24 protein-coding genes are annotated in these 23192 nt (G+C 58.3%); 2 read left to right on the top strand and 22 right to left on the bottom strand.

Annotated features, from left to right (window positions below; genetic code table 11):
- Positions 1 to 10 precede the first annotated feature (10 nt).
- From B9H00_RS00935 to B9H00_RS01005, 15 genes are all read right to left on the bottom strand, one after another.
- Positions 11 to 2191 carry an ATP-dependent helicase gene (locus B9H00_RS00935; protein ID WP_086899075.1) on the bottom strand — a complete coding sequence of 727 codons (2181 nt, stop codon included), beginning with the start codon at positions 2189 to 2191 and terminating at the stop codon, positions 11 to 13.
- Positions 2188 to 2760 carry a DUF1285 domain-containing protein gene (locus B9H00_RS00940; protein ID WP_157663153.1) on the bottom strand — a complete coding sequence of 191 codons (573 nt, stop codon included), beginning with the start codon at positions 2758 to 2760 and terminating at the stop codon, positions 2188 to 2190. Before B9H00_RS00940 ends, B9H00_RS00935 begins: the two co-directional genes overlap by 4 nt.
- A 10-nt stretch (positions 2761 to 2770) precedes the next feature.
- Positions 2771 to 3628: a TatD family hydrolase gene (locus tag B9H00_RS00945; protein ID WP_086899077.1), complete on the bottom strand. Its 858-nt coding sequence runs from the start codon at positions 3626 to 3628 to the stop codon at positions 2771 to 2773.
- Between the two features lie 143 nt (positions 3629 to 3771).
- Entirely contained in the window at positions 3772 to 4068 is a 297-nt protein-coding gene (locus tag B9H00_RS00950) for a PilZ domain-containing protein (protein ID WP_086899078.1), read from the bottom strand.
- An 82-nt stretch (positions 4069 to 4150) separates the two neighbouring features.
- Positions 4151 to 5134, bottom strand: a complete 984-nt coding sequence (locus B9H00_RS00955) for a DNA polymerase III subunit delta' (RefSeq protein WP_086899079.1) — start codon at positions 5132 to 5134, stop codon at positions 4151 to 4153.
- A complete protein-coding gene (tmk, locus tag B9H00_RS00960; protein ID WP_086899080.1) occupies positions 5125 to 5766 on the bottom strand; it encodes a dTMP kinase in 642 nt (213 codons plus the stop codon). The genes B9H00_RS00955 and tmk overlap by 10 nt, the downstream gene beginning before the upstream one ends.
- A gap of 8 nt (positions 5767 to 5774) precedes the next feature.
- A complete protein-coding gene (mltG, locus tag B9H00_RS00965; RefSeq protein ID WP_236944321.1) occupies positions 5775 to 6758 on the bottom strand; it encodes an endolytic transglycosylase MltG in 984 nt (327 codons plus the stop codon).
- 32 nt (positions 6759 to 6790) lie between these two features.
- On the bottom strand, positions 6791 to 7630 hold the full coding sequence (gene pabC / locus B9H00_RS00970) for an aminodeoxychorismate lyase (protein WP_086899082.1): 840 nt from the start codon (positions 7628 to 7630) through the stop codon (positions 6791 to 6793).
- Between the two features lie 13 nt (positions 7631 to 7643).
- Positions 7644 to 8882, bottom strand: a complete 1239-nt coding sequence (gene fabF / locus B9H00_RS00975; RefSeq protein ID WP_086899083.1) for a beta-ketoacyl-ACP synthase II — start codon at positions 8880 to 8882, stop codon at positions 7644 to 7646.
- A gap of 267 nt (positions 8883 to 9149) precedes the next feature.
- Positions 9150 to 9383: an acyl carrier protein gene (acpP, locus tag B9H00_RS00980; RefSeq protein WP_019951639.1), complete on the bottom strand. Its 234-nt coding sequence runs from the start codon at positions 9381 to 9383 to the stop codon at positions 9150 to 9152.
- A gap of 93 nt (positions 9384 to 9476) precedes the next feature.
- Entirely contained in the window at positions 9477 to 10217 is a 741-nt protein-coding gene (gene fabG, locus B9H00_RS00985) for a 3-oxoacyl-ACP reductase FabG (protein WP_086899084.1), read from the bottom strand.
- A gap of 50 nt (positions 10218 to 10267) precedes the next feature.
- Complete coding sequence (fabD, locus tag B9H00_RS00990) at positions 10268 to 11224, bottom strand: ACP S-malonyltransferase (RefSeq protein WP_086899085.1); 957 nt, start codon at positions 11222 to 11224, stop codon at positions 10268 to 10270.
- 96 nt (positions 11225 to 11320) lie between these two features.
- A complete protein-coding gene (plsX, locus tag B9H00_RS00995; protein ID WP_086899086.1) occupies positions 11321 to 12331 on the bottom strand; it encodes a phosphate acyltransferase PlsX in 1011 nt (336 codons plus the stop codon).
- 12 nt (positions 12332 to 12343) lie between these two features.
- Positions 12344 to 12520, bottom strand: a complete 177-nt coding sequence (rpmF, locus tag B9H00_RS01000) for a 50S ribosomal protein L32 (RefSeq protein ID WP_086622709.1) — start codon at positions 12518 to 12520, stop codon at positions 12344 to 12346.
- Positions 12521 to 12558: 38 nt separating this feature from the next.
- Positions 12559 to 13083: a YceD family protein gene (locus tag B9H00_RS01005; protein WP_086899087.1), complete on the bottom strand. Its 525-nt coding sequence runs from the start codon at positions 13081 to 13083 to the stop codon at positions 12559 to 12561.
- Positions 13084 to 13149: 66 nt separating this feature from the next.
- On the opposite strand from B9H00_RS01005, the gene B9H00_RS01010 reads away from it, so the two are divergent.
- A complete protein-coding gene (locus B9H00_RS01010) occupies positions 13150 to 13809 on the top strand; it encodes a Maf family protein (RefSeq protein ID WP_322788259.1) in 660 nt (219 codons plus the stop codon).
- Between the two features lie 25 nt (positions 13810 to 13834).
- Here B9H00_RS01010 and sppA read toward each other — a convergent pair whose 3' ends face one another.
- From sppA to B9H00_RS01025, 3 genes are read right to left on the bottom strand one after another with little or no spacing between them, the layout of a single operon-like run.
- Positions 13835 to 14845, bottom strand: coding sequence for a signal peptide peptidase SppA (sppA, locus tag B9H00_RS01015; protein WP_086899089.1), 1011 nt, complete (start codon positions 14843 to 14845; stop codon positions 13835 to 13837).
- A complete protein-coding gene (locus B9H00_RS01020) occupies positions 14838 to 15530 on the bottom strand; it encodes an HAD-IA family hydrolase (protein WP_086899090.1) in 693 nt (230 codons plus the stop codon). The genes sppA and B9H00_RS01020 overlap by 8 nt, the downstream gene beginning before the upstream one ends.
- A 54-nt stretch (positions 15531 to 15584) precedes the next feature.
- Positions 15585 to 16523 (bottom strand): RluA family pseudouridine synthase, encoded by a 939-nt coding sequence (locus B9H00_RS01025; RefSeq protein WP_086899091.1) that lies wholly within the window; start codon positions 16521 to 16523, stop codon positions 15585 to 15587.
- A gap of 562 nt (positions 16524 to 17085) precedes the next feature.
- On the opposite strand from B9H00_RS01025, the gene rne reads away from it, so the two are divergent.
- A complete protein-coding gene (rne, locus tag B9H00_RS01030; protein ID WP_086899092.1) occupies positions 17086 to 20631 on the top strand; it encodes a ribonuclease E in 3546 nt (1181 codons plus the stop codon).
- A gap of 76 nt (positions 20632 to 20707) precedes the next feature.
- Here the strand turns inward: rne and murB are convergent, their stop codons facing one another.
- The 4 genes from murB to B9H00_RS01050 are packed head-to-tail and all read right to left on the bottom strand — an operon-like array spanning position 20708 to position 23182.
- Positions 20708 to 21715 carry a UDP-N-acetylmuramate dehydrogenase gene (murB, locus tag B9H00_RS01035; protein WP_086899093.1) on the bottom strand — a complete coding sequence of 336 codons (1008 nt, stop codon included), beginning with the start codon at positions 21713 to 21715 and terminating at the stop codon, positions 20708 to 20710.
- Positions 21712 to 22191, bottom strand: a complete 480-nt coding sequence (locus B9H00_RS01040) for a low molecular weight protein-tyrosine-phosphatase (protein ID WP_086899094.1) — start codon at positions 22189 to 22191, stop codon at positions 21712 to 21714. Before B9H00_RS01040 ends, murB begins: the two co-directional genes overlap by 4 nt.
- Entirely contained in the window at positions 22188 to 22976 is a 789-nt protein-coding gene (gene kdsB, locus B9H00_RS01045; RefSeq protein WP_086899095.1) for a 3-deoxy-manno-octulosonate cytidylyltransferase, read from the bottom strand. Before kdsB ends, B9H00_RS01040 begins: the two co-directional genes overlap by 4 nt.
- Positions 22973 to 23182: a Trm112 family protein gene (locus B9H00_RS01050; RefSeq protein WP_086899096.1), complete on the bottom strand. Its 210-nt coding sequence runs from the start codon at positions 23180 to 23182 to the stop codon at positions 22973 to 22975. The genes kdsB and B9H00_RS01050 overlap by 4 nt, the downstream gene beginning before the upstream one ends.
- Positions 23183 to 23192: the final 10 nt, after the last annotated feature.

The raw sequence follows: 23192 nt of genomic DNA on the forward strand, positions 1-23192 counted from the left end.
CTCCCTGAATTTAACTGACGCGCTCGATCGGCGCGCGTGAAGCAATTAACCGGCGACGGCCGGCTCGATGAAACATGACTTCCAGCACGCAGCGCTCGCGGTCGCCCTCTACCAACTCAATACGCCCTTCTCCGAAGACCGCATGGCGGACCTGTTCCCCCGGCTGCCAGTCACCGGCCTGTGACAGTACTGCCGGCGTTTTCTGTCCGGCCCTGACACGTAAAGAGTTCTCCACACCGATGCCTTCAAGGTAGCGGTTGACCAGTGACGGGTCACGTACACCGGGCTCTCCTTCCTGACTCGAGCCAATTGCGCGGGCCATTTTGATGCTGTCTTCCCAGGCCGCCTCTTCCACGAATCGGCTGAGGCGATGGGGTGGCGGATCAGAAAGCAGCAGTAACCGCTCGCGGGCGCGGGTAATGCCGACATAAAAGAGTCGTCGCTCTTCTTCCAGTGCCTGGGGTGTCAGCGGATTTTCTCTGGAGTAAAGGGGAAAGTCCTCTTCGTTGAGTCCGGCAAGGGCCACCAGCGGCCATTCAAGCCCCTTGGCACCATGAATGGTCGACAGCAAAACGCCCTGCTCCTGGTTGATGACCGGGTCCTTGAGCAGCGCAATGAAGGCATCCGGATCATCGGCCAGCTCGCCGGCCTGTTCGATCAGAACATCCAGCAATCGAATATCTTCTTCACCCTTGTCGCGGCGAGCCGCAGCGCGGCGCAGCAGCTTTTCTGCCTCCAGCGTTTCTACCACATGCGATAACACATAGGCAGGTGCCTGATCGCGCATGGAAGGCAGTTTCTGCAGCAGCGCCCAGCGCTTTTTGAGATGGCGCCGCTGAAAGGGTCTTAAACCCTCCAGCACGATGTGCTGGTCGGGCCAGCGCCCGGTGCGGGCAAGCTCCGCCGTCAGCGGTGCCAGTCGCTCCTGACTGACGAAAGCACTGGGCTGGCTGTAAAGCAACAACAGGTGATCACTGTCCTGTAAAAGCTCGGGACGCCGGGTCAGCTCCAGGTACCCTGCCAACGCTCTGACCAGCGGCAGTCGAAACACGAAACGGTCCTGCTGCCCCAGCTGGAAGGGAATGTTTTCTCGCAGAAGACGCAGCTGTACCGGCACGCTGAGCGACCAGCTGCGCACCAGCACCGCACACTCCTTCAGGTCCCGCCCCTGCGCCTGCCATGACTGCAGCACGTTGACCAGACGCGTTCCGCCGCTGTCACACTCTACCTGCGTGTCGGGATTGTCCGGCGCCGATAGTGTTAGCTGATCCGCAGCACCTGGATTGGCGCGGATCACATGGTTGGCCATCAGCGATACCGCATGACCATGGCGAAAGGTCCAGCTCAGAGGATAGTCGGCCGGCGTTCCGAAAAGCTCGCTAAACCGCGCATTCATGGCATCCGGACGTGCGCCACGCCACTCATAGATACACTGATTGGCATCGCCGACCGCCATGACGCTGGCACTGTCGCCTGCCAGCATCGATAGAAGACGCAGCTGAACCTCATTGATGTCCTGATACTCATCGACAATGATGTGATCAAGACGCCCCTGAATGCGCGCGCGTACCCTGTCATCGCGGATCAGTGCCCTGAGCGGACGATATAGCAGGTCAGCATAGGTCATGACGCCCTGCTCGTGCATCTGGCGTTCCATCTCCAGAAAGGCGGGCACAAAGTGCTCGGTATCAGCACCGTAATCTCCCCGCTCATGGAGTCTGGCAGGCGGCAGGCATTCCGATTTGACCAGATCACAGAACTGCAGCAGCGCCTCGATTCGTTCTTCTTCAAGCGCCAGTGCCAGCTGTGCCGGCTCATCGACGAGCAGTTGCTGCAGCACCTGGCGGGCCAGCCGTTCGCGCTGCCACTCTCCCTCGATCAACCGACGCGCTGGCAGCGCGCCCCAGCGCATCAGGCTCTGACCCAGGCGGTGGCCAATGGAGTGAAAGGTACGTACCTGAGGCAACCGTGCGCCGGCCGGTGCCAGCATGCGCAGTCGTGCCGCGAAATCTTCGCGGGCAGCGCGATTGAACATCAAAATCATGATGCGATCCGCCGGCGTGCCGATCGCCATGAGATGAAGCACCCGGGCCACCATGGTGGAAGTTTTGCCAGCACCGGCCACGGCAAAAACGCGCGCGTGACCCTGCCCATGCTGAACCACGGCCTGCTGCTGCTCGGTCAATCTCATGATGACAATGTCGGCAGGTCGTCCGGACTCATCGGCGGCCCGAGGGCGTGCCAGTGGCCGCCGCTATGAAGTCCCATATGAATCTGACCCTGAGCGTCTTCGATACACTCCGCCTGTTCGACCAGCTGATACCAGCACTGACGCGACAGCCGGGCCGACAAGCCATGGCGCAGGATGACTCGCGGGATATCGGCATCGTCATCCAGCACCAGGCGACAGGAATCGTCCAGCGTGGCGTGCTCGCCGGTTTGCGTGGTCAAATGCCAGCAGCCCCCAGTGCCCGCCTCTTCCCGACGGACAGCGTCGATGATCAGCAGTGGATGGTCATCGACCCGGATTCGCCATTTTTCAACCGGCGTCACCAGATAGTAGTGTCCGTCAGTTTCGCGGCGCAGCAGCCGTGACAGGGTGCGCAGGACACGTGGATGCTTGACCTTCGCGCCTTCATGCCACCAGACACCTCCGCGGTCCACCCGAATATCCATATCCCCTGACAATGCCGGATCCCACTCTTCCAGCGGCAGGGGCTGATCATTGGTTTGAACCGTCAGCAGCGTCTTTAATGACATGGCAGGCTCCTCAGCCATTGGCAAACGATGCCGCGGCGTCATGTGAAGGGGCGGTCCGCCGAAAAAGACGGTGAAAATTGGCTGTGGTCTGCATTGCCACTTCATCAAGACTGATGTTGCGCTCACGTGCAATGGCCCGAGCTACTTCCAGCACGCGGGCCGGCTCATTGGCTCGCCCTCGGTAAGGCACCGGTGACAGCCAGGGGCTATCGGTTTCCAGCAGCAATCGATCCAGCGGTAAGGCACGTGCCAGCGCACGCACGTTTTCGGCGCTGGCAAAAGTGACGATACCGGACAGGGAAATCATGAAACCATGGGCAACAGCGCGACGCGCCATCTCCAGATCTTCGGTAAAGCAGTGCAGTACACCGCCTATCTTCGGATCAATGTGACGCTCGATCATGTCCAGCGTCTCTTCACGTGCCGCGCGGGTGTGAACGCTGATCGGCAGTTCAGCCTCACGAGCGGCCTGAAGGTGGCGCTCAAAGCGGTTCAGTTGTACATCGCGTGGTACGCGAAGCTGGCCTTGATCATCGGCCTGGAAATCCAGCCCGATTTCACCGACAGCCACCGGCTCGAATCGCTCGATGCAGTCGGTGATCTCTTCAAGCGTGGGCTCATGGTCAAGGCGCTGCATGGGATGAACGCCGACCCCAAAAAAGACATCGTCATGACGACGACCGATTTCTGCCAGCCCCGGCACGCCCTCAAGCGTTGTGGCAATGGCAAGAAAACCGCGAACGCCACTCTCGCGTGCACGCGAGAGCACTTCATCCACACTGCCACTTGCGGCATCGAGACGATCAAGATGGCAGTGAGAATCGATCAGTACCGAAGGCCATGACAATTGTTCGGCTAACTGGCTCATTAAACCCACCCGGTTGAAGATATACAGACCGGGTATTATCGCAGATCATCGACTTCCAGGGGGATCGATCATGTCGGATCATTTACCGGTATTGATATGATAACGGTATAAAACGCAGATATCTAACACCTGCCAAATCCTGATCAGGCCAACAGGGCTTCAATATGCTCGCGAAGCGACTGCTCCTCGGCATCAAGATGAATTCCCACGCCTCCTTCGCGATGACCGGCCATACCCGAAGGCGAGAGCCAGGCCACAATGCCTGATACCGGGCGCGCCTCCTGCTCTTGGGGCAGCGTCAACAGCATATAGACTCGCTGGCCAAGGCGATGACGTACCGGTGTTGAAAGGAATAGGCCGCCACGTTCGAAAAGCGGCATCCAGGCCGTTCTAAGAGCATTGGTATCATTGAACGTGAAGGACAGGGCCCGAGCGCTCATGCAAATCTCCTGATAAGAAAATGATGCTGTCCTTATCGGCCGCTGGCGCGAGAAGTTTCGCAAACGACCATGCGTACAGCTATCAGGAGCGCAGCAGTTCCGACCATCGAATCAGCCAGGACTCGATGACCAGTTGCGCATTGGGATTGCCACCGCCGGCCAGCAAACGCCGCTGCTCGTGAGCGTAATCGAGCAGTCGAAACCAGTCGCGGACACGGGCATTTTTGATGGCCTGACGATACAGCGGCAGAAGGTCGCGATTGCGAACGCTATCCATGTCGCCGGACACGCCCAGACGGATCAGGTCCTCGAGCCAGAGCACCCCGTGCCACAAAATATCGGACAGCGCCTGCTTGTCGAGGCGCGCAGCCTCTGCTACCGGGTCGCCACCACGTACCAGAGACTCGAACAGCTCTCGCAACTCCTGGCGCAGCTGGCGCGCCTCGGGCGCGGCCAGATCACGAGCCAGCAGCGGACGGCCACCGGCTACCTCCCACCAGAATGCTGCCTGTTCCTGATCTTCAAGCTCTTGGGTCAGCCAGGCCAGAGCGACCTCACGGGACGGCTGGGGATGCGACCACTGCTGGCAGCGGCTGCGAATGGTCGGCAGCGTCCGGGATGGAATATCGCTTTGCAGAATGAACAGCGTATCAGCGCCTGGCTCTTCGAGACTTTTCAGCAGCGCATTGGAAGCCGCCACGGTCATCGCTTCGGCGGGTGCCAGGTGGATGATGCGATAGCCCCCCTGCTGCGCTGTCTGTGACGCAAAGGCATTGATGTCACGAATGGCATCGATGCGAATCTGCTTGCCGCGCTCGGCGGGAAGAATTTCCAGAAGATCGGGATGATATCCCGATATCAACATCTGACAGGCGTGACACTCGCCACAGGCCGTGTCACGAGGCGAATGGCAGAGCTGACGCGCAATCAGCGCCTGTGCCAGACGCTCCTTCCCGAGCCCTGAAGGCCCGGTCAGCATGAGCGCATGTGGCAGACGAGACTCGTCGGCAAGCGCCGTCAGACGCTGCCAGATCGAGGCTTGCCAGGGCCAGGGCGTCAATTCCATGATGCGAGCTGTTGATCGAGTCGCTGAGCGATGTCTCGCTGCACCTGCTCGAGTGACTGTGAAGCATCCACTGCAACCATGCGTTCGGGTGCCTGTTCGGCACGTGCACGATATCCCTGTCGCACCCGCTCAAAGAAATCGCCCCGCTCGCGCTCGAACCGATCACGCTCGCCCCCTCGCGCTGCAAGACGGTCGGCCGCATATGAGACAGGCATATCAAGCCAGAGCGTGAGATCGGGCGCGAGCCCCTGCTGCACAAACTGCTCAAGCATGGCGATACGCTCCGGCGCGATACCGCGAGCACTGCCCTGATAGGCAAAGGTGGCATCGGTAAAGCGGTCACTGACCACCCATTCTCCACGGGCAAGCGCCGGGCGAATGACCCGGGCCAGATGCTGGGCGCGCCCGGCAAATATCAGTAAGAGCTCTGCCAGATCATCCAGCGGCTCCTGCTCATCATTGGCAAGCAGGAGCGCGCGAATACGCTCGGCCACGGGCGTACCGCCAGGTTCCCGCGTGGTGGTCACGCGAATACCCCGTGAGTGAAGATAATCGCGAACGAAGGAAAGGTTGGTGCTTTTACCGACACCCTCGCCCCCTTCAAGAGTGATAAAGCGGCCTTGCTGGGTCATTACAGCTCTCAACGATTGAGGATATAGCGACGCACCGCCGCGTTGTGTTCTTCCAGCGTGGCAGAAAACTGATGCTCTCCATTTCCCTTTGACACGAAATAAAGTGCATCACCTTCTGCGGGATTGACCGCAGCCTCAAGCGAGGCGCGCCCGGGCATTGCGATGGGCGTGGGTGGTAATCCATTAATCACGTAGGTGTTCCAGCGCGTCGACTCGGTCAAGTCGGCACGCGTCAGCGACCCGTTATACGCCTGCCCAAGACCATAGATGACGGTAGGGTCCGTTTGAAGGCGCATTCCCTTTTCGAGACGGCGAACGAACACGCCTGCGATTCGGGTACGCTCATCAGGGGCACCCGTTTCCTTTTCAATCAGTGAGGCCAGGATCAGCGCCTGATAGGGGCTATCAAACGGCAGATCAGGCTGGCGCTCGGCCCAGACCTCGTTGAGGGTGCTGACCATTCGATCATGAGCGCGCTTGAACAGCTCAAGATCCGTAGCGCCCTTGAGCCACTGATAGGTATCAGGGAAAAACCAGCCTTCGGGAAACTCTCCGTCCATTCCGAGCGCGGCCATGATCTCTTCATCGCTCATGTCACGCGTCTTGTGCTCGAGCGGCTCGGCCTGATTCAGGATCTGACGCATCTGGGAAAAGGTGCGCCCTTCTGGGATTGTCAGACGATGACGAACCACATCGTTACTGGAAAGCTTGCCCAGCAACGCATGAGCATTCATGTCAGGCAGAATTTCGAACTCACCGGCGCGCAAGGCTCGCAGACGGGCGGGCTCGATCACGCCCAGTAATTGATAGGGCCAGCGTTCATCGATAATGCCACGCTCGTGAAGCTCATCAATGATCTGCCGGGCCCCCATGCCAGAGCGAATGTCGTAAACCATTGGGGACTGCAATGCAATCGGTTCATCCAGCTTGTGTTGCCACCAGAGCCAGCCCCCGCCAATGGCTGCCACCATGACCACCACTAACAGAAGCATACCCTTTAACCATCGCATACATGAGACTCGGATCAGAAGATTGGAAAATTGGAGGGATAACCCAATAGAGCGTGCGCATCACCCTGCAGCCGGCGAACTGAATCATCGATGGGCCATTGACCATGTACATGCTGATGCTGAGCGTCTAGGCACCTGACGATCGGCCATAGCCCCTGCACGGAATTGAAAAGACAGGTACTGGGCGCATTCAAAAATCTTGAAAGCGGTGCATCCGAGGCGCGGGCAATGCTCAGATGCCCCTGATCGATCAGGGCACGGCGCAGGGTACCTTCCACACCGCACTCGATCAGCTCAGGTGTCCACCACTGCCCCTGGTCAAACCAGGCCAGATTCATGGCGGTCGCTTCGACAAGCTGATCGCGGTCATTGAGGAGGAGACCTTCAGCAATGGCATCGTCCTGCCACTCCTGACGTGCCAGCACGTTTTCCAGCCGATTGAGATGCTTGAGACCCGCCAGCGCGGGCTGACGGGCCAGCCGCAGCTGACATAGCCGAACGCTGACTCCCCTTTCCCACCGCTCGGGCATGGGCGTAAACGACGTGAACTGCCAATAACAGCGCGGCTCGGCCGGCAGTGGCGGACGATAGCCACGGCCACCGCTGCCACGAGTCAGTACGATCTTGAGCACACATTTGCCGCGAGGCGCCTTTGCAGGCAGGGCATCCAGCCACCCTTTAGCAGGCGGCTCAAAGCCAAGACGATGGGCCCCCTGCGCCAGACGCGCGCAGTGCTCATCCCACAACAGAGGCACCCCGTCTCTTACCAGCACGGTTTCAAAAAGACCGTCTCCATAGGCGAACCCCCGATCCGTCAGGGCCACCGTGGCGTCAGTATCACCCGAGCCGGTCATGCCTGTGCCCTCATCAGATACGCGAAAATACCAGCGAGCCGTTGGTGCCACCAAAACCGAACGAATTGGACAGCACATGCTCGATTTTCATTTCACGTGCGGTATGTGGCACGTAATCCAGACGGCACTGCTCATCGGGATTGTCCAGATTGATGGTCGGTGGTGCGACCTGGTCACGCAGGGCCAGAATCGAGAAGGCCGCCTCGACTGCGCCGGCAGCGCCCAGCAGATGGCCGATCATCGATTTGGTCGAACTGATGGCCACATCACGCGCTGAAGCCCCCAGCACCTTTTCAATGGCAAGGCTCTCTGCGACATCGCCCACCATTGTGGAGGTACCATGGGCATTGATGTAATCAATGCTTGAAGGATCAAGCCCTGCATCGCGAATGGCGTTGCTCATGGCCATGGCGGCGCCGGCCCCATCGCTGGGCGGTGCTGTCATGTGCCACGCATCATCACTCATGCCGAAACCGGCACACTCTGCAAGAATGTTCGCACCGCGCGCCCTGGCGTGCTCGTACTCTTCCAGCACCAGAATTCCGGCGCCATCGGAGAGTACGAAACCATCACGGTCACGGTCCCACGGACGACTGGCGGCCTGCGGATCATCGTTGCGGGTAGAAAGCGCTCTGGCAGCGGAAAACCCACCGACACCCAACGGCGTGCTGGCCATTTCGGCGCCACCACACACCATGACATCGGCATCGCCATAGGCAATGGTACGTGCGCCGTAGCCAATATTGTGCGTGCCTGATGTACAGGCAGTTGTAATGGCAATGTTGGGACCGCGAAAGCCAAACTGAATCGCCAGGTTGCCAGCGATCATATTGATGATCGACCCGGGCACAAAGAAGGGAGAAATACGACGTGCCCCCGACTTCAACAACGACTGGTGGTTGGTTTCGATCATCGGCAATCCGCCGATGCCCGAGCCAATGGCAACCCCGATGCGGTGAGCGTTTTCTTCACTACAGGTAATGCCGGAGTTCTGAACCGCCTGAACGGAAGCAGCGATGCCATACTGGATGAAAAGATCCATTTTTTTGGCATCCTTCGGATTGAACCAGGGCGCTGGATCAAACCCTTTTACAGCACCGCTGAAGCGAGTATTCAGACCACTGGCATCAAAATGCTCGATCGCTCCGATACCGCTTTTGCCAGCCTTGATACTGTCCCAGGTGGCATCAGTTGTATTACCTACCGGTGTTACCAGACCGATGCCGGTCACCACGACCCTTCTGCGAGGCATCGTTTTTCCTCCAAAAAAGACAGATGAGTGCGCCCGAGAGCATGAATTACTGCTGGATACCCGACCGCCTGCTGCATGATATATCCCGGTCATTATACCGATTCTATCGACTCGGTCTCTGACTGATATACCCTGATAATTCAGCCTGAAAGGCCCGGCGCAGCGTATGCCGTCTGCCGGTTAATGCCATTTAAAAATAAAGCCGCTCCCAGAGGGGGCGGCTTTACAGGTCAATCCTGGCCCATAAGGCCGAATTGCGCCAAAAACTTACTGATGGGCGACGATGTAGTCGATCGCTTCCTGCACGGTAGTGATCTTCTCTGCTTCTTCGTCGGGAATTTCAGTATCGAATTCCTCTTCGAGAGCCATTACCAGTTCCACGGTGTCGAGCGAGTCGGCGCCCAGATCTTCAGTGAAGGAAGAGCTGTTCTGGATCTCTTCTTCCTTGACGTTCAAGCGTTCGGCAACAACTTTTTTAACGCGCTCTTCGATGGTACTCATTTATCATCACTCCTGGTTTACGAGTCGCCAGATCAAAACTGGCGGTAGTTTATAGACCGTCTTTCTCGGACGCAACAGCGTCCTTCGCCGGTTCTAGCGCATGTTCATACCGCCATTGACATGCAGCGTTTCACCGGTGATATACCCGGCGACATCACTGGTCAGAAAACACGCAGCCGCTGCTATTTCCTCGGGTTGCCCCAGGCGCGACAGCGGAATCTGACTCAGCAATGATTCCTTGTGTTTCTCTGGCAGCTCACTGGTCATATCGGTTGCAATGAAACCAGGCGCTACAGCATTCACCGTAATATTACGCGAGGCAAGCTCGCGCGCCAGTGAACGAGTGAATCCTTCCATGCCGGCCTTTGCCGCAGCATAGTTACTCTGACCCGCATTGCCCAGTGTTGCGACAACCGAACTGATATTGACGATGCGGCCAAAGCGCGCACGCGTCATGGCTTTCAGACAGGCCTTTGAGACACGATATACCGAGGTGAGGTTGGTATCCAGAACCTCGTCCCACTCGTTATCCTTCATGCGCATCAACAGGTTATCACGAGTGATACCGGCATTGTTGACCAGAATCAGTGGGGCGCCAAAACGCTCGGTGATCTCGCCCAGCACCTGATCAATGGCGGCGCTGTCCGTCACATTGAGGACCATACCTGCCCCAGGAATGGAATGTGCGGCAAGATCATCTTCGATGCGACGCGCACCGTCTTCGCTGGTGGCCGTGCCAATGACCGTATGGCCCTGTCGACCTAGCTCACGAGCAATGGCCTGACCAATGCCACGTGTTGCACCGGTAACCAGTGCCACTCTTGCTTCACTCATGCTTGTTTCCCTTTTGGGATTAATGTCTTGTACTGCGTGCTCGCAGGCCTTTATCGATCGTCCGGCATCTCTTTTGCCAGCTCGATAGCCGCCGCCAGCGATTCGGGATCGTTGACCGCAAGTCCACGACTTTGACGTGCGATTCGCTTGCCCAGCCCGGTCAGCACCTTGCCGGGACCACACTCGATAAAGACGCTGGCGCCCTGCTCGCAAAGGGTTTCTACACAACGTGTCCAGAGCACCGGACGATACAACTGCTGAACCAGACGCGTCTTGATGGTATCAAGATCTTCATGCCATACGGCATCCACATTCTGGATAACACGATAGCGCGGCTGACGAAGATCGATATCTGCCATGGCCTGCTCAAGGCGCTCAGCAGCAGGCTTCATCAGCGCACAATGCGACGGTACTGATACAGGAAGCGGCATGGCACGGCGAGCGCCTCGCTCCTGGCAAAGCGCAATGGCACGCTCGACGGCGACCTTCTCCCCGGCAATCACGACCTGTCCGGGCGAGTTGTAGTTGACGGCCGACACAATGTCGCCCTGCGCTGCTTCTTCACACACCGCTTCCACGACATCGTCGTCGAGCCCCAGTATGGCCGCCATACCGCCCTGACCGGCCGGCACGGCATCCTGCATGGCTTCACCGCGCAGACGTACCAGCCGTACGCCATCGGCAAAGCTCATGGCACCTGCACAGACCAGCGCACTGTATTCGCCCAGACTGTGGCCGGCCATGGCTGCGGGACGCGGGCCTTCGAGCTCCTGCCAGACACGCCAGATGGCGACACTGGCGGTCAGCAACGCCGGCTGCGTGCAGGCCGTAGCGTTGAGCGCCGTCTCGGGCCCTTCCTGAGTCACATGCCAGAGATCGTATCCGAGTGCCTCTGAAGCCTCCTCGAAGGTCGTTCGCACGACGCTGTAACGTTCGGCGAGCTCTCGCAGCATGCCCAGCTGCTGAGAACCCTGACCGGGAAAGACCAGGGCGAGGGCATTGCTCATCTGATTCACCTGTACTAACTCACTGAAGATTAAATAAGCGAAGCTTTATAAGCGCCCGCAATGCAGGTTCAATTAGAGCTTCGCCATACGAAATTCCTATGACATCAGCCTTTCCGGCAAATTCATCGCAGCTTCATCCATGGCACGCCGCACAGCATAGGCAAACCCCTCAGCCTGTGCATTGCCGTGGCTTTTGACAACGGTGGACCTGAGCCCCAGAAAGCTGGCGCCATTATATCGCACAGGGTTGAGTTCCTGCATGAACCGGCGCAATACGGGTTTGGCCAGCCAGCCGACAGTTCGAGCGTACCAGCCGATCTGAAACTCTCCTCGAAGACGCTCGCCGAGCATTCGGGCCAATCCCTCACTGCTTTTAAGCGCGACGTTGCCTACCATGCCGTCACAGATGGCAACGTCGGTATTGCCAGTGAAAAGTGCGTCCCCTTCCATATAACCGACATATTCGAAACGAGTGTGCTCACTGGCACGCAGCAGCATATCGGCTTCACGCACTCGCCGCTCCCCCTTGGAGCTCTCGGTCCCCACGTTCAAAAGCCCGACCTTCGGCAATTGTACGCCGTCAACCAGCCTGACCATGGCAGCGCCCATGATGGCAAAATCCACAAGATGCTCGGCACGAACATCGACATTGGCACCAAGGTCCAGCATATAGCAGGGTTTCTGAGAAACAGTGGGAATAGCAGCACTGATGGCGGGACGCGCCACATTGTCCAGCATGCCGACATCACGCCGCGCCAGCGCCATAATGGCACCGGTATGCTCTGCGCTGACACAGGCGCAGGCGTCACCGCTTCGCAAGGCATCAAGGCTTGCGTACAGGCTGCCATTAAAGGTATCGCGAAGAATACGGGAGGGTGTCATGTTAGCAGGAAGGCTGTCACCGGCTTCGATGACATCAATGCGATCACGAACATGCGCTAGGATAGCGGGCAGTCGAGAGAGTTCGACATCAAGAAGATGACGCCTGCCATAAAGCGTGACATTGGCACCCGGCTTTTGTGCCAGTGCAAGTGCAGCTCCAGAAACAGTAGCGCGGGGACCGTAATCCCCGCCCATGGCGTCGATGGCGATACGCAAGGGCGGCATCGCCCGAATCATTTATTCTTCGACGTCAATGACCTTGCGGCCACGGTAGTATCCGTCCGGTGCAACATGGTGACGGAGATGGGTAGTGCCGGTTTCCTTGTCCTGGGAAAGCGTCGGCGCTGTCAGCGCGTCATGGGCACGACGCATACCGCGCCTGGAACGGGACTTGCGATTCTGTTGGACAGCCATTGGGTTGTCTCCGGTTGTAACGTAACGTCAAAAAAGACTCAGTGATCCTTCAGGGAGCGAAGCACACTGAACGGGTTATCGGCTCGCGCCGGCGTTTGCTCGACTTCGTCACCACTTTGCAGCGCATCACGAGAAACGGCGCAATCCGCCTCATCGTGATAAACCACCTGCGGAAGTGTCAGAAGCAGTTCGTCCTCGACAACCGGCAGCAAAGCCAGATGCTCGTCTTCCACAAGTACCGGCTCGTAACGTGCTGGCAGCGTCGCTGCACGCTCATCACTGGTTACCATGCCAAGCAGGAAAGTGCTTTCAAGATGAACCGGCATGGCCTGCAGGCACCGCTGACAGGGCATCTCGACATCGGCAACAAGTGAGCCTTCGATATAATGCTGACGCTGTGCATCAAGATCAAACGTCATGACAACATGACATTCGGCCTCCTGCCGGCCGATGGCATCGACGATACGAGGCATGGCAGAGAGAGGAACTCTCCCTTCCAGACGTTCGCCGCTGGCAGCAAGCCGATAGGGCTCGACCGTTTTGGGTAGTCGCGTGGTTGACATAGGCGCGCAATAATAGGGATTGTCCGTGAAAGTGTCAAAAGAGTTGTTGCAAAAGAAGAGGCGCAGGTGACCGATATCACTGTCAAAAACGGTTATTCTGCCTCCCTGCGCTTCTCACCACCCACTGCCTCGGGAGCCATGATGCCTCTGATCGTTCTTGCCTCCAGCTCTTCTTCTCGCAGGGAGCTGCTGGGCCGTCTCGGCCTGCCCTTTCAACATCACTCCCCTGATATCGATGAAACCCCCAGAGCAGGTGAAACGCCCCGCATGCTGGCCGAGCGTCTCTCGCGGGAGAAGGCGCAAGCATTGGCCGAGCATTATCCACATCACCTGATCATCGGCAGCGACCAGGTGGTCAGCATCGATGATGACCTGCTGGGTAAACCAGGCAACCTCAACAGGGCCCGGCAACAGCTCCAGCGCTTTTCCGGCCGACGGATCCACTTTCTGACAGGCGTGGCACTTCTGGATACCCGTCGACACCACTGCGACACTTTCGTGGATCTCACCAGTGTGGATGTCAGAAGCCTGGGCCCGGAGGAGATCGAGGGATATCTCATAAAAGAGCCGGCCATCGATAACGCCGGCAGCTTCTATATGGAAAAACTGGGGACGGCCCTTTTTGAGGGCATCCATACCTCAGACCCAAGCGCTCTGATCGGGCTTCCCCTGATTGCCCTGTGCCGACTGCTTCGTGACGCCGGCATCAATCCGCTGCTTGAATAATACCGGCCAGCGCCGTGCTCAGGCGTCAACGCAGGCGAACGGGCGACGATCCGGCGTAAATATCAAGGCCGAGATACTCTGCGGCGATCTGGCCAAAGTGGCGCGATATCTGTTCAAGCGGATCACCACCTTGAGTGTAGTCCTTCGTCTCGGCACTTCCGGTCATGTCACGCGCGACATCATCAACGCTTTTGAGGCCATCTGTCAGCCCCTTGTCCACGGCCTCTTCTCCCGTCCAGACCAGCCCGGAGAAAAGCGCAGGGTCGTCTGACAGGCGATCGCCGCGGCCGGCCTTAACGGCATTGATGAACTGATCATGGGTTTGATCCAGCACATGCTGCCAGAAGCGCCTTTGTGCATCGCTGACGGGCTGGAAGGGATCAAGCATGTCCTTGTTTTCTCCTGCCGTGAACACACGCCGCTCAATACCCAGTTTTTCCATTGCCCCCTCAAACCCGAACCCCGAGTAGATGACGCCGATGGAGCCCACGAGACTGGCCGGTGCAGCGTAGATTTTGTCGGCAGCAGAGGCGATATAGTAGGCGCCGCTTGCACCGATATCCTCGATGACGGCAATGATGGGCTTGTCGCCGGTGCTGCGAAGGCGGCGAATCTCGTCGTAAATGCGCTGCGACTGCACCGGAGAACCACCGGGGCTGTTGATATCCAGCACGACCGCCGTCTCGGGTCCCTGCCAGGCATCATTCAGACCACGAATGACTCTTTCGGCGCTGGCGGGCGACTGGCTATCGATAACGCCTTCAATCTTGACCACCCCAACCTTCCGGCTGGTCATCGACTCCTGCTCACCGGTCACCATGAATACGACGGCCGCGGCGATCACAATCCAGAAACTCCAGAACAGCAATCGAAAAAAGATCTTCCAGCGCCGGGTGCGACGCTGCTCGCGTACCATTTCAAGCAGCCATCGCTCCATCATGGCATCGCGATCAATGCCTTCCCCGGACCGCCCTTCCGCCGCTATACCATCATCATTCAGATCACGTCCCGTCCACTGATCCTTTCGATCACTCATCCATTTCCACCCCTGTCTGTGGGCAAACCGATGACTCCAGCCACCCCATCAGATCATGGAAATTATTCACCACCTGCACGGGTGAAAAATCGCCCAGCTGTTTCGCATTGTGGACGCCCCAGGTCACCGCCACACGATCCATGCCCAGCGCCTGCGCCATGCCCATGTCATAAACGCTGTCCCCGATCATGACGGCCTCCTCGAGAGAGACATCAAGCGTTTCCAGCAACTCGACCAGCATAAGTGGATCAGGTTTTGACCGTGTCAGATCAGCAGTACGGCTGTCAGCAAACCAGTGACCGCAGTCACGCTCGGCAAAAATGCGATCGAGCCCGCGACGGCTCTTGCCCGTGGCCACGGCGAGCCTGACATCGGGCGCCGCCCTGAGTCGGGCGATCCCCTCCTGCACCCCTTCAAAAAATGGCAGGGCGGGCCCTTCCCGTTCGGCAGCCACAAAATGATCGGCGTAACGCTTACGAAGATGTTCGGCGCGTTCGGCGTCAATGCCCGGGCATAACCGAGCAATGGCTTCGGGCAGGCCGAGACCGATAATGTCGAGCACGGCCTCGCGACTCAATGCAGGCCAGCCGATATCCATACCAGCACGCTGCATGCAGTCCACGATTCGATCCGCCGAATCCATGAGCGTGCCATCCCAGTCAAAAATGATCAGACGATAACGCATTGCAGTCCTGCTCCTTTTGTCGCCATCAGAGGAAATCTGTCTGCAGACATCCGACTAGCGCAGGCGCGCCAGCACACTCAGTAGATCGTCGCTCAAAGGTGCGTGTAGCGTCACGGGCTGTCGTGAGGCGGGATCGGTGAACCCCAGCGTTCTGGCATGCAGAAAGAGGCGGGAAAGCTCGCAACGTTTTGCCAGACGCTCACCGGTCACACTGCCGTACTTGGTATCTCCCAGCAGTGGATGGCCGGCATGAACGGCATGAATTCGAATCTGGTGAGTCCGTCCTGTTACCGGCTCCGCCTCGATCAGGGTGGCCCCCCTTAATGACTCGATCAGCTTAAAACGCGTCTTTGAAGGCTTGCCGGTTTCCTCCACCCGTACGCGACGCTCACCATTGGGAAGTTCAAAGCGCAGCAACGGTGCCGACACTTCACGCTGCTCAACCGACCAGCGCCCTTCAACCAGAGCAAGATAATGTTTTTGCATGCGATGCGCGCGAAGTTCATCGCTGAGAAAATTGAGTGCCTCACGGGATTTGGCCACCAACAGACATCCCGACGTATCACGATCCAGACGGTGCACCAGCTCCAGATAGGGCAGATCATCGCGTATCTGGCGCAGGGCCTCTATGAGACCGATCTTGACACCGCTGCCGCCATGAACGGCAAGCCCTGAGGGCTTGTTGAATACCATCCAGTCAGGCGTTTCCTTCAAAACGCTGCGCTCGATGACATGGCGCAGATTATCACTGACGTCCTGCACCGCCTCCTGAGGCGTCAACCGCAGCGGCGGCACCCTGACACGATCTCCCTTGACGAGCCGACGACTTGCCTTGCCACGTCCACCATTAATGCGCACTTCACCACGGCGAATAATCCGATAGATGAGGGTTCGAGGCGCGCCCTTCAGATGGGCAAGAAGGAAATTATCCAGTCGCTGTCCATCATGATGTTCGTCAATGTCAAGCCACTGAACTCCACGCCCCTCGGCCATGTCTTCTCCCTCTTTTTACCTGCTGCAAAGGCCGGCATTGTAGCGAAATAACGCAGTGATGGCCCCGATTGTGGGCACCAGGGTTTACTGTTATATTCCGGGGGCTTCCTTAAGGTCCGCAAGACCTGACAGCGCCTGCATCAGATGACACGCAGGCCGAAGCAACAGAACAGTCGTCGGATGATATCAATCCGGCACCTGACAGTATTGAAGTACCCGGATTTTGCATCACGGGATCAACCATTTTCCGTGCCGAAAGCCGGTGCTGTCGTATCGATGGCCATCAGGTGTGACCGCCTTACTGGAAGACCGGTTAAGCAACCATGCTGCCGCGACATGTCTTCAGGCGGTCACGTACTCAACATGATCATGAAGCCTTTCCAGGGCACGTTTGTATGGCGCCCGAGGAAGTGAAACATACTTGTAGACATGCGCTGAGCACAAACACTCTGGCCCGCGATTCGGCTGCACCGATGCCCGGCGCTACAGGCGATCAACCAAAGGGCTGATTGCTGCTGTGGCCCGGCATTTGTCTAGCGGTACGCTCAGTCAGTGAGACAATATGAAACGCATGCTTATCAACGCGACTCAGCCTGAAGAGCTGAGAGTCGCGCTGGTCGACGGCCAAAGACTTTATGACCTCGACATCGAATCCGGTGCGAGAGAACAAAAAAAGGCCAACATTTATCGCGGCCGCATTACGCGAGTCGAACCCAGCCTTGAAGCCGCCTTTGTCGATTTTGGCGCCGACCGTCACGGTTTTTTGCCGCTCAAGGAGATCTCTCGCGAATACTTTTCAAAGGAGCCTTCCGGTAACGGACGTCCCAATATTCGTGAAGTGATCAAGGAAGGCCAGGAAGTCATTGTCCAGGTCGACAAGGAAGAGCGCGGCAACAAGGGCGCGGCACTGACCACCTTTGTCAGCCTGGCCGGGCGCTTTCTGGTTCTGATGCCCAACAACCCGCGGGCCGGTGGGATCTCTCGCCGTATCGAAGGTGATGAGCGTACCGAGCTGAAAGAAGCCATGAGCCAGCTCACCATGCCCGAAAAAATGGGTGTGATCGTGCGTACGGCCGGTATTGGGCGCTCCTCCGAGGAACTCCAGTGGGATCTGGACTATCTGGTACAGGTCTGGGAAACCATTACCGAGGAAGCCGGCAAGCGTTCGGCCCCCTTCCTGATCTATCGGGAATCCAACGTCATTATTCGCGCCATGCGCGACTACCTGCGCCAGGACATCGGCGAGGTGCTGATCGATCATACTGACGTGCATGAAGAAGCGCTCAACTTCGTCAAGCAGGTCATGCCGTCCTATCAGCAAAAGATCAAGCTGTATAACGACGACGTCCCACTCTTCTCTCGTTTCCAGATCGAATCCCAGATCGAGACGGCCTACGAGCGCGAAGTCAAACTGCCGTCAGGCGGCTCGGTCGTCATCGATCACACCGAAGCACTGGTCTCCATCGACATCAACTCCTCGCGCGCTACCAAGGGTGGTGACATCGAGGAGACGGCACTGCAGACCAACCTCGAGGCGGCCGACGAAATCGCTCGGCAGCTTCGACTGCGTGATATCGGCGGCCTGGTGGTCATCGATTTCATCGACATGACCCCTGCCCGCAACCAGCGTGAAGTTGAAAACCGCGTTCGGGATGCGCTGAAGCTCGACCGCGCACGTGTTCAGATCGGTCGCATCTCGCGCTTCGGCCTCATGGAAATGTCGCGCCAGCGTCTGCGTCCTTCGCTGGGCGAAACCAGCGGCGTGGTCTGCCCCCGCTGTAATGGCCAGGGCACCATCCGCGATGTCCGCTCGCTGTCACTGTCGATCATGCGCCTGATTGAAGAAGAGGCCATGAAGGATCGCAGTTCCCAGATTCGCGCCATGCTGCCGGTACCGGTCGCTACCTATCTGCTTAACGAAAAGCGCAATGTACTGGCCGACATCGAACGTCGTCAGGGTGTTCGTGTCATGCTGTTGCCACAGCCTGAGCTCGAAACCCCGCATTACGATGTTCAGCGCTATCGCGATGATCAGGTCGACCCGGAGGAAGCCGCACGCTCAAGCTTTGAGCTGTCAGATGATTTCGAAGCACCGGAAGACGAAAGCGAAACCTATCGCAAGCCCGTCAAGCGTACCGAGGCAGCCGTGCGCTCGGTAGCGCATCGCACGCCGGCGCCCGAATCCGCTGCGGCTCCGGCAGAAGAAGCGCCTTCCGGCTTCCTGGGTCGCCTCATGAAAGGCTTCAATCGCCTGATGGGCAGCGAAGAAAGCGGCAAGCAGGAAGCGGCCAGCGCGCAGCCCAAAAAGGAAAACGCTCACCAGACGCCGACCACGCGAGAAGAAAAATCGCCGGCGGCCAGTCAGGAGACCAACGTTCGCGAAGAGCAGAAATCTTCCAGTGGTGGCGAACAACGCAATAACCGCCGCGACAACACGAAGCGCGACGACAGTGCTGGAAGCAGGAACAACCGCAACGACAAGCGCACGTCCTCTGACAACAAGGGCCGCGATGACAAGAACCGACGCGACCGGCCGTCACGCGATGCTGACAAGAGTGATAACACCAGCGGTCGCCATGACAAGCGCCAGCAGGGTAGCCCATCGGACAAGGCAGATAGTGCCAATACCGATCGCAACGACAAGCGCCAGCAAAATGCAACGCCGACCAAAGGCGATAATGCGACGCCCGAACGCAGTGACAAGCGTCAGCAGAGTGCTCCGGCTGACAAGAGCGCCGAGAAGCCACGTGATGAGGGTGACCGCAAGAAGTCTGCCCCCGAGTCGTCTGCTCCCGCTAAAGCAGAAGGTACTCAGGACGATTGTGCGCATCAGTCGCCCGCCCAGGCGCAGGACAGCGATGACGGCAAACCACGCCGTACCCGTAACAATCCTCGCCAACGCAGCCGCAAGCAGGCCCTGAACCCTGAGGCGGTGGCAGAGCAGGAGCGCCTGCAGGCTGAAGCCAGCCAATCAGAGGCATCCGCCAGCTCTGAAACCGTTGCCAGCGAGCACACTGACTCTGCAGGTTCAAAGGCAATAGCATCCAGCGGGCCTGCCGGCGCCGAGCCGAAAGTAGCGGCAGCTCAAGGCAGCGATGTTTCTGCATCGGCAAAGCCGGCGGACACCTTTGAAAGGAAAGCATCGAGCACTGAAGAAAAGCCAGTCACGACTGACAGCAAGGACTCTTCTACCTCCGGCAACGGTCGTAAATCGGTGAGCGCTACTTTCGGTCGCGAACCGTCATCTTCTGAAAAGGCTTCAGACCAGAAGGAGACGGCCAGCGCTAAAGCAGCGGATGCAACACAATCTGGTGTCAACACGGCCCAAAAGCCTGTCGCGGAGCAGCAGACCAAAAATGCTGCACCGGCTCCGGCCAAAGAGTCTGGCATCACCGGTGACCAGGCACGCGGGGAAACAGCCTCCAAAACGTCAGGCAAACCGACAACCGAGGCCAAAGCAGCTCCAGTACCCATGGATGCTGCCAAAACCGTGGCTGATCAAGGTAACGAACGCACCGCAGCTGAAACGGCGTCCACTTCTCAAAAGAAAGATGCCGAACCGGCCAAAGCGGTTGACGCAACAGCAGCCAGCGAAGCCACACCGCGCGAGCAGCCTCATCTGGTCTCCCAGAACGCTGAAGCTCCCGTGACCGACAGAGCTTCCAGCGAAGCGCCGGCACGCGACATCAATCGCCAGAGCGTGGCAGCGCGTGACAGGGCCTCTGAAAAGCCTGCATCGAAGGCGCAGAAAGCGACTGAGGAAAAACAGGCATCAGACCAGGCTGACAGCCGTGTTGTCGCCAAAGGTACTGACAAGCCGTCCACAACTGAAACTGTCGCCACTAACGCTAGGACCGATAGCGCTCGCAAGACCGCCGAGGTGACCGGCAGTAGTGACAAGGCGGCACCTGCGACCAGCGAAGCCACCACCGTTGCTGACAAAAGCACTGACAAGGTAGCTACTCCTGACAGCGCATCAGCAAAGGATGCAGCTACTGCCACCGAAGTGACTTCTCGGCAGCGTCAGCGTCGTCGTGCGCATAATGATCCGCGCGAACGCCGTCGCCAGCAGCAGCGTGAGCGTGATAACCAGACGTCGAAGGAATAACGTTCGGTAAGCACCAAAAAGGCCCACTCCAATGGAGTGGGCCTTTTTTTGTCTGCCAAATACAGGGAGGTCGCTGTCAGTGCCCGATGATGCCGGGCTCCATGTCGATCGTTACACCAAAGCGTACCTCGACGGACTCACGAATACGCATTGCCAACTCCAGCAGATCACTGACGCGCCCTTGGCCATAATGTACCAGTACCAGTGCTTGCTGCTGATGAACCCCCACACGGTTGTCACGATATCCCTTCCAGCCACACTGGTCGATCATCCAGCCGGCCGCCAGCTTGGTGCCCTGATCGGTCTTCCAGAACGGCATTGAGGGAAAGCGGGTTATCAGAGCCTCCGCCTGCTCTGCAGGTACTACCGGGTTTTTAAAGAAACTGCCGGCATTGCCCAGCACCAGCGGATCCGGCAATTTTCTTCGGCGGATGGCCGCCACGGCGATTGCAACATCGTCTGGGCCTGCGTTTTCCGGCAGTCGCTCAGCCAGATCGCCATACCCGGTGCGTGGCCTGCCATCAAGGTCAAGACGCAGCACCACTCGAACAACCATGACCTTTCCGGCCAGTGCCGTCTTAAATACACTGTGCCGATAACCAAAGTCGCACTGCGCACGGTCGAGTATTTCATAGCGACCATTTTCAAGGTGCACGACATGCACACTCTCAATGACATCACCGATTTCGGTACCATAGGCACCAATGTTCTGAATGGGTGCCGCCCCTACCGAGCCCGGAATCAGCGCCAGGTTTTCGATGCCCCACCAGCCCTCACGGGTGGTCTTTTCAACCAGCGCATGCCAGTTGACCCCGGCCTCGACGTGCCAGAGCGCCTTGTTTGGGCCAAGGAATTTCTGCCAGATACGTTGGCCTGTATACCGCACTACCAGCCCTTCGATATCGGGGTTCATGACAACATTGCTGCCGCCCCCCAGCGCAATCACACGACTAAAGCGGTGACGCCCGATGGCAAGAACGCGACGAAGGGAGAGCAGCGAGTCCGCTTCAGCGAGCGCCTGCGCCCGGGATTCAAATCCCAGCGTATTGTGGGACCTCAGGGAGACACCGTACTGTATTTTCAATCCGGTGCATCCTGATACTCGATATGGTCAAGTAGACCCTGACAGCCAGCCTCGATCTGATCGGCCACGTGCCCGAAATTATCGGTGTTGCCGAAGTAGGGATCACCGATTTCCGCACTGGTATCCTCGTGTGCAAAATCCATCAGCAACCCCACATGCGCGCGGCGGCTTTCCGGCGCCATCCGTCGCAAAGCCTGCAGGTTGTCCTCATCCATACAGAGGATATAGTCAAAGCGCTCGAAATCGTCCGAGCGAATGACGCGTCCTCGCAGCTCGGAAATATCGGCCTCGCGATGATGTGCTTCGCGCATGGCTCTCGGGTCAGGCGGCTCGCCCACGTGATAATCGCCGACCCCGCAGGAATCGACCTCGACTCGGCTATCGAGCCCCCGGCGCTGTGACATTTGACGAAAAAGACCTTCTGCCATGGGAGAGCGACAGATGTTTCCCAGACAAACGAACAGGACTCGAATCAATCTGAGCTCCTTGTCAGCAATTCACGCACACGCGCCAGATCCTCGGGCGTGTCAACGCCAGCAGGATATTGCTCGGCAGCCACGGCGACCGAAATGGCATAACCATGGTAGAGCGCGCGCAGCTGTTCAAGCTGCTCGCAGGCTTCTACGGGTGCGACTGGAAGATTTTGATAATCGCGTAAAAAGGAGGCGCGATAGGCGTAAATACCGATATGGCGAAGCCAGCCCTGCCCGAGATCGGCTGTACCCTGCTTATCATCAGCATCAGACAAATCGAAGCGGTCACGGTCCCATGGAATGGGGGCCCGCGAGAAATAAAGGGCGCGCCCACCCTGGCTGCAAACCACCTTGACCACACTGCTACGCATCAGGGTAGCCCGATCGGCAATGGGCTCTGCAAGCGTTGCCATGGCCGCTCCATCGTCGGCCTTGAGTGACTCAGCCACTCGATCGATCATACTGCTCGGTAGAAGCGGCTCATCCCCCTGGACATTGACGATACACTCATCACCCTGCAGGTCGAGCTTATCGACAACCTCCGTGAGCCGTGATGTGCCGTTAACATGATCTTCGCGCGTCATGACAACGTCTGCACCAAAGGCCCGCGCAGCCGAGGCAATCTGCTCGTTGTCAGTGGCAATCAACACTCTGGCGGCTCTGGAGGCCATGGCCCGCTGCCAGACGTGCTCGATCATGGGCTTGCCGGCAATCTCCAGCAGCGGCTTGCCGGGCAGACGTTGCGAGGCAAACCGTGCCGGGATAATGACAGTAAAGGCATGACTCATGATGCAGCCGGTGCGCCCTGCTGCTTGCCCAGCGCCTCTTCCACATTCAGGCGACGTGCCCGACTGGCCAGCATCACGGGGATGCCATCTGCGACCGGATAGGCCAGACCACTTTCACGACACAGCAGCTCGTTGGTCTCGCGACTGTATTCAAGCTTTCCGCCACTTTCAGGGCATACCAGCATGGCAAGCAGTTCCTGATCCATTCTCTTTCTC

The sequence above is a fragment of the Kushneria marisflavi genome (assembly GCF_002157205.1).
Taxonomy (GTDB): domain Bacteria; phylum Pseudomonadota; class Gammaproteobacteria; order Pseudomonadales; family Halomonadaceae; genus Kushneria; species Kushneria marisflavi.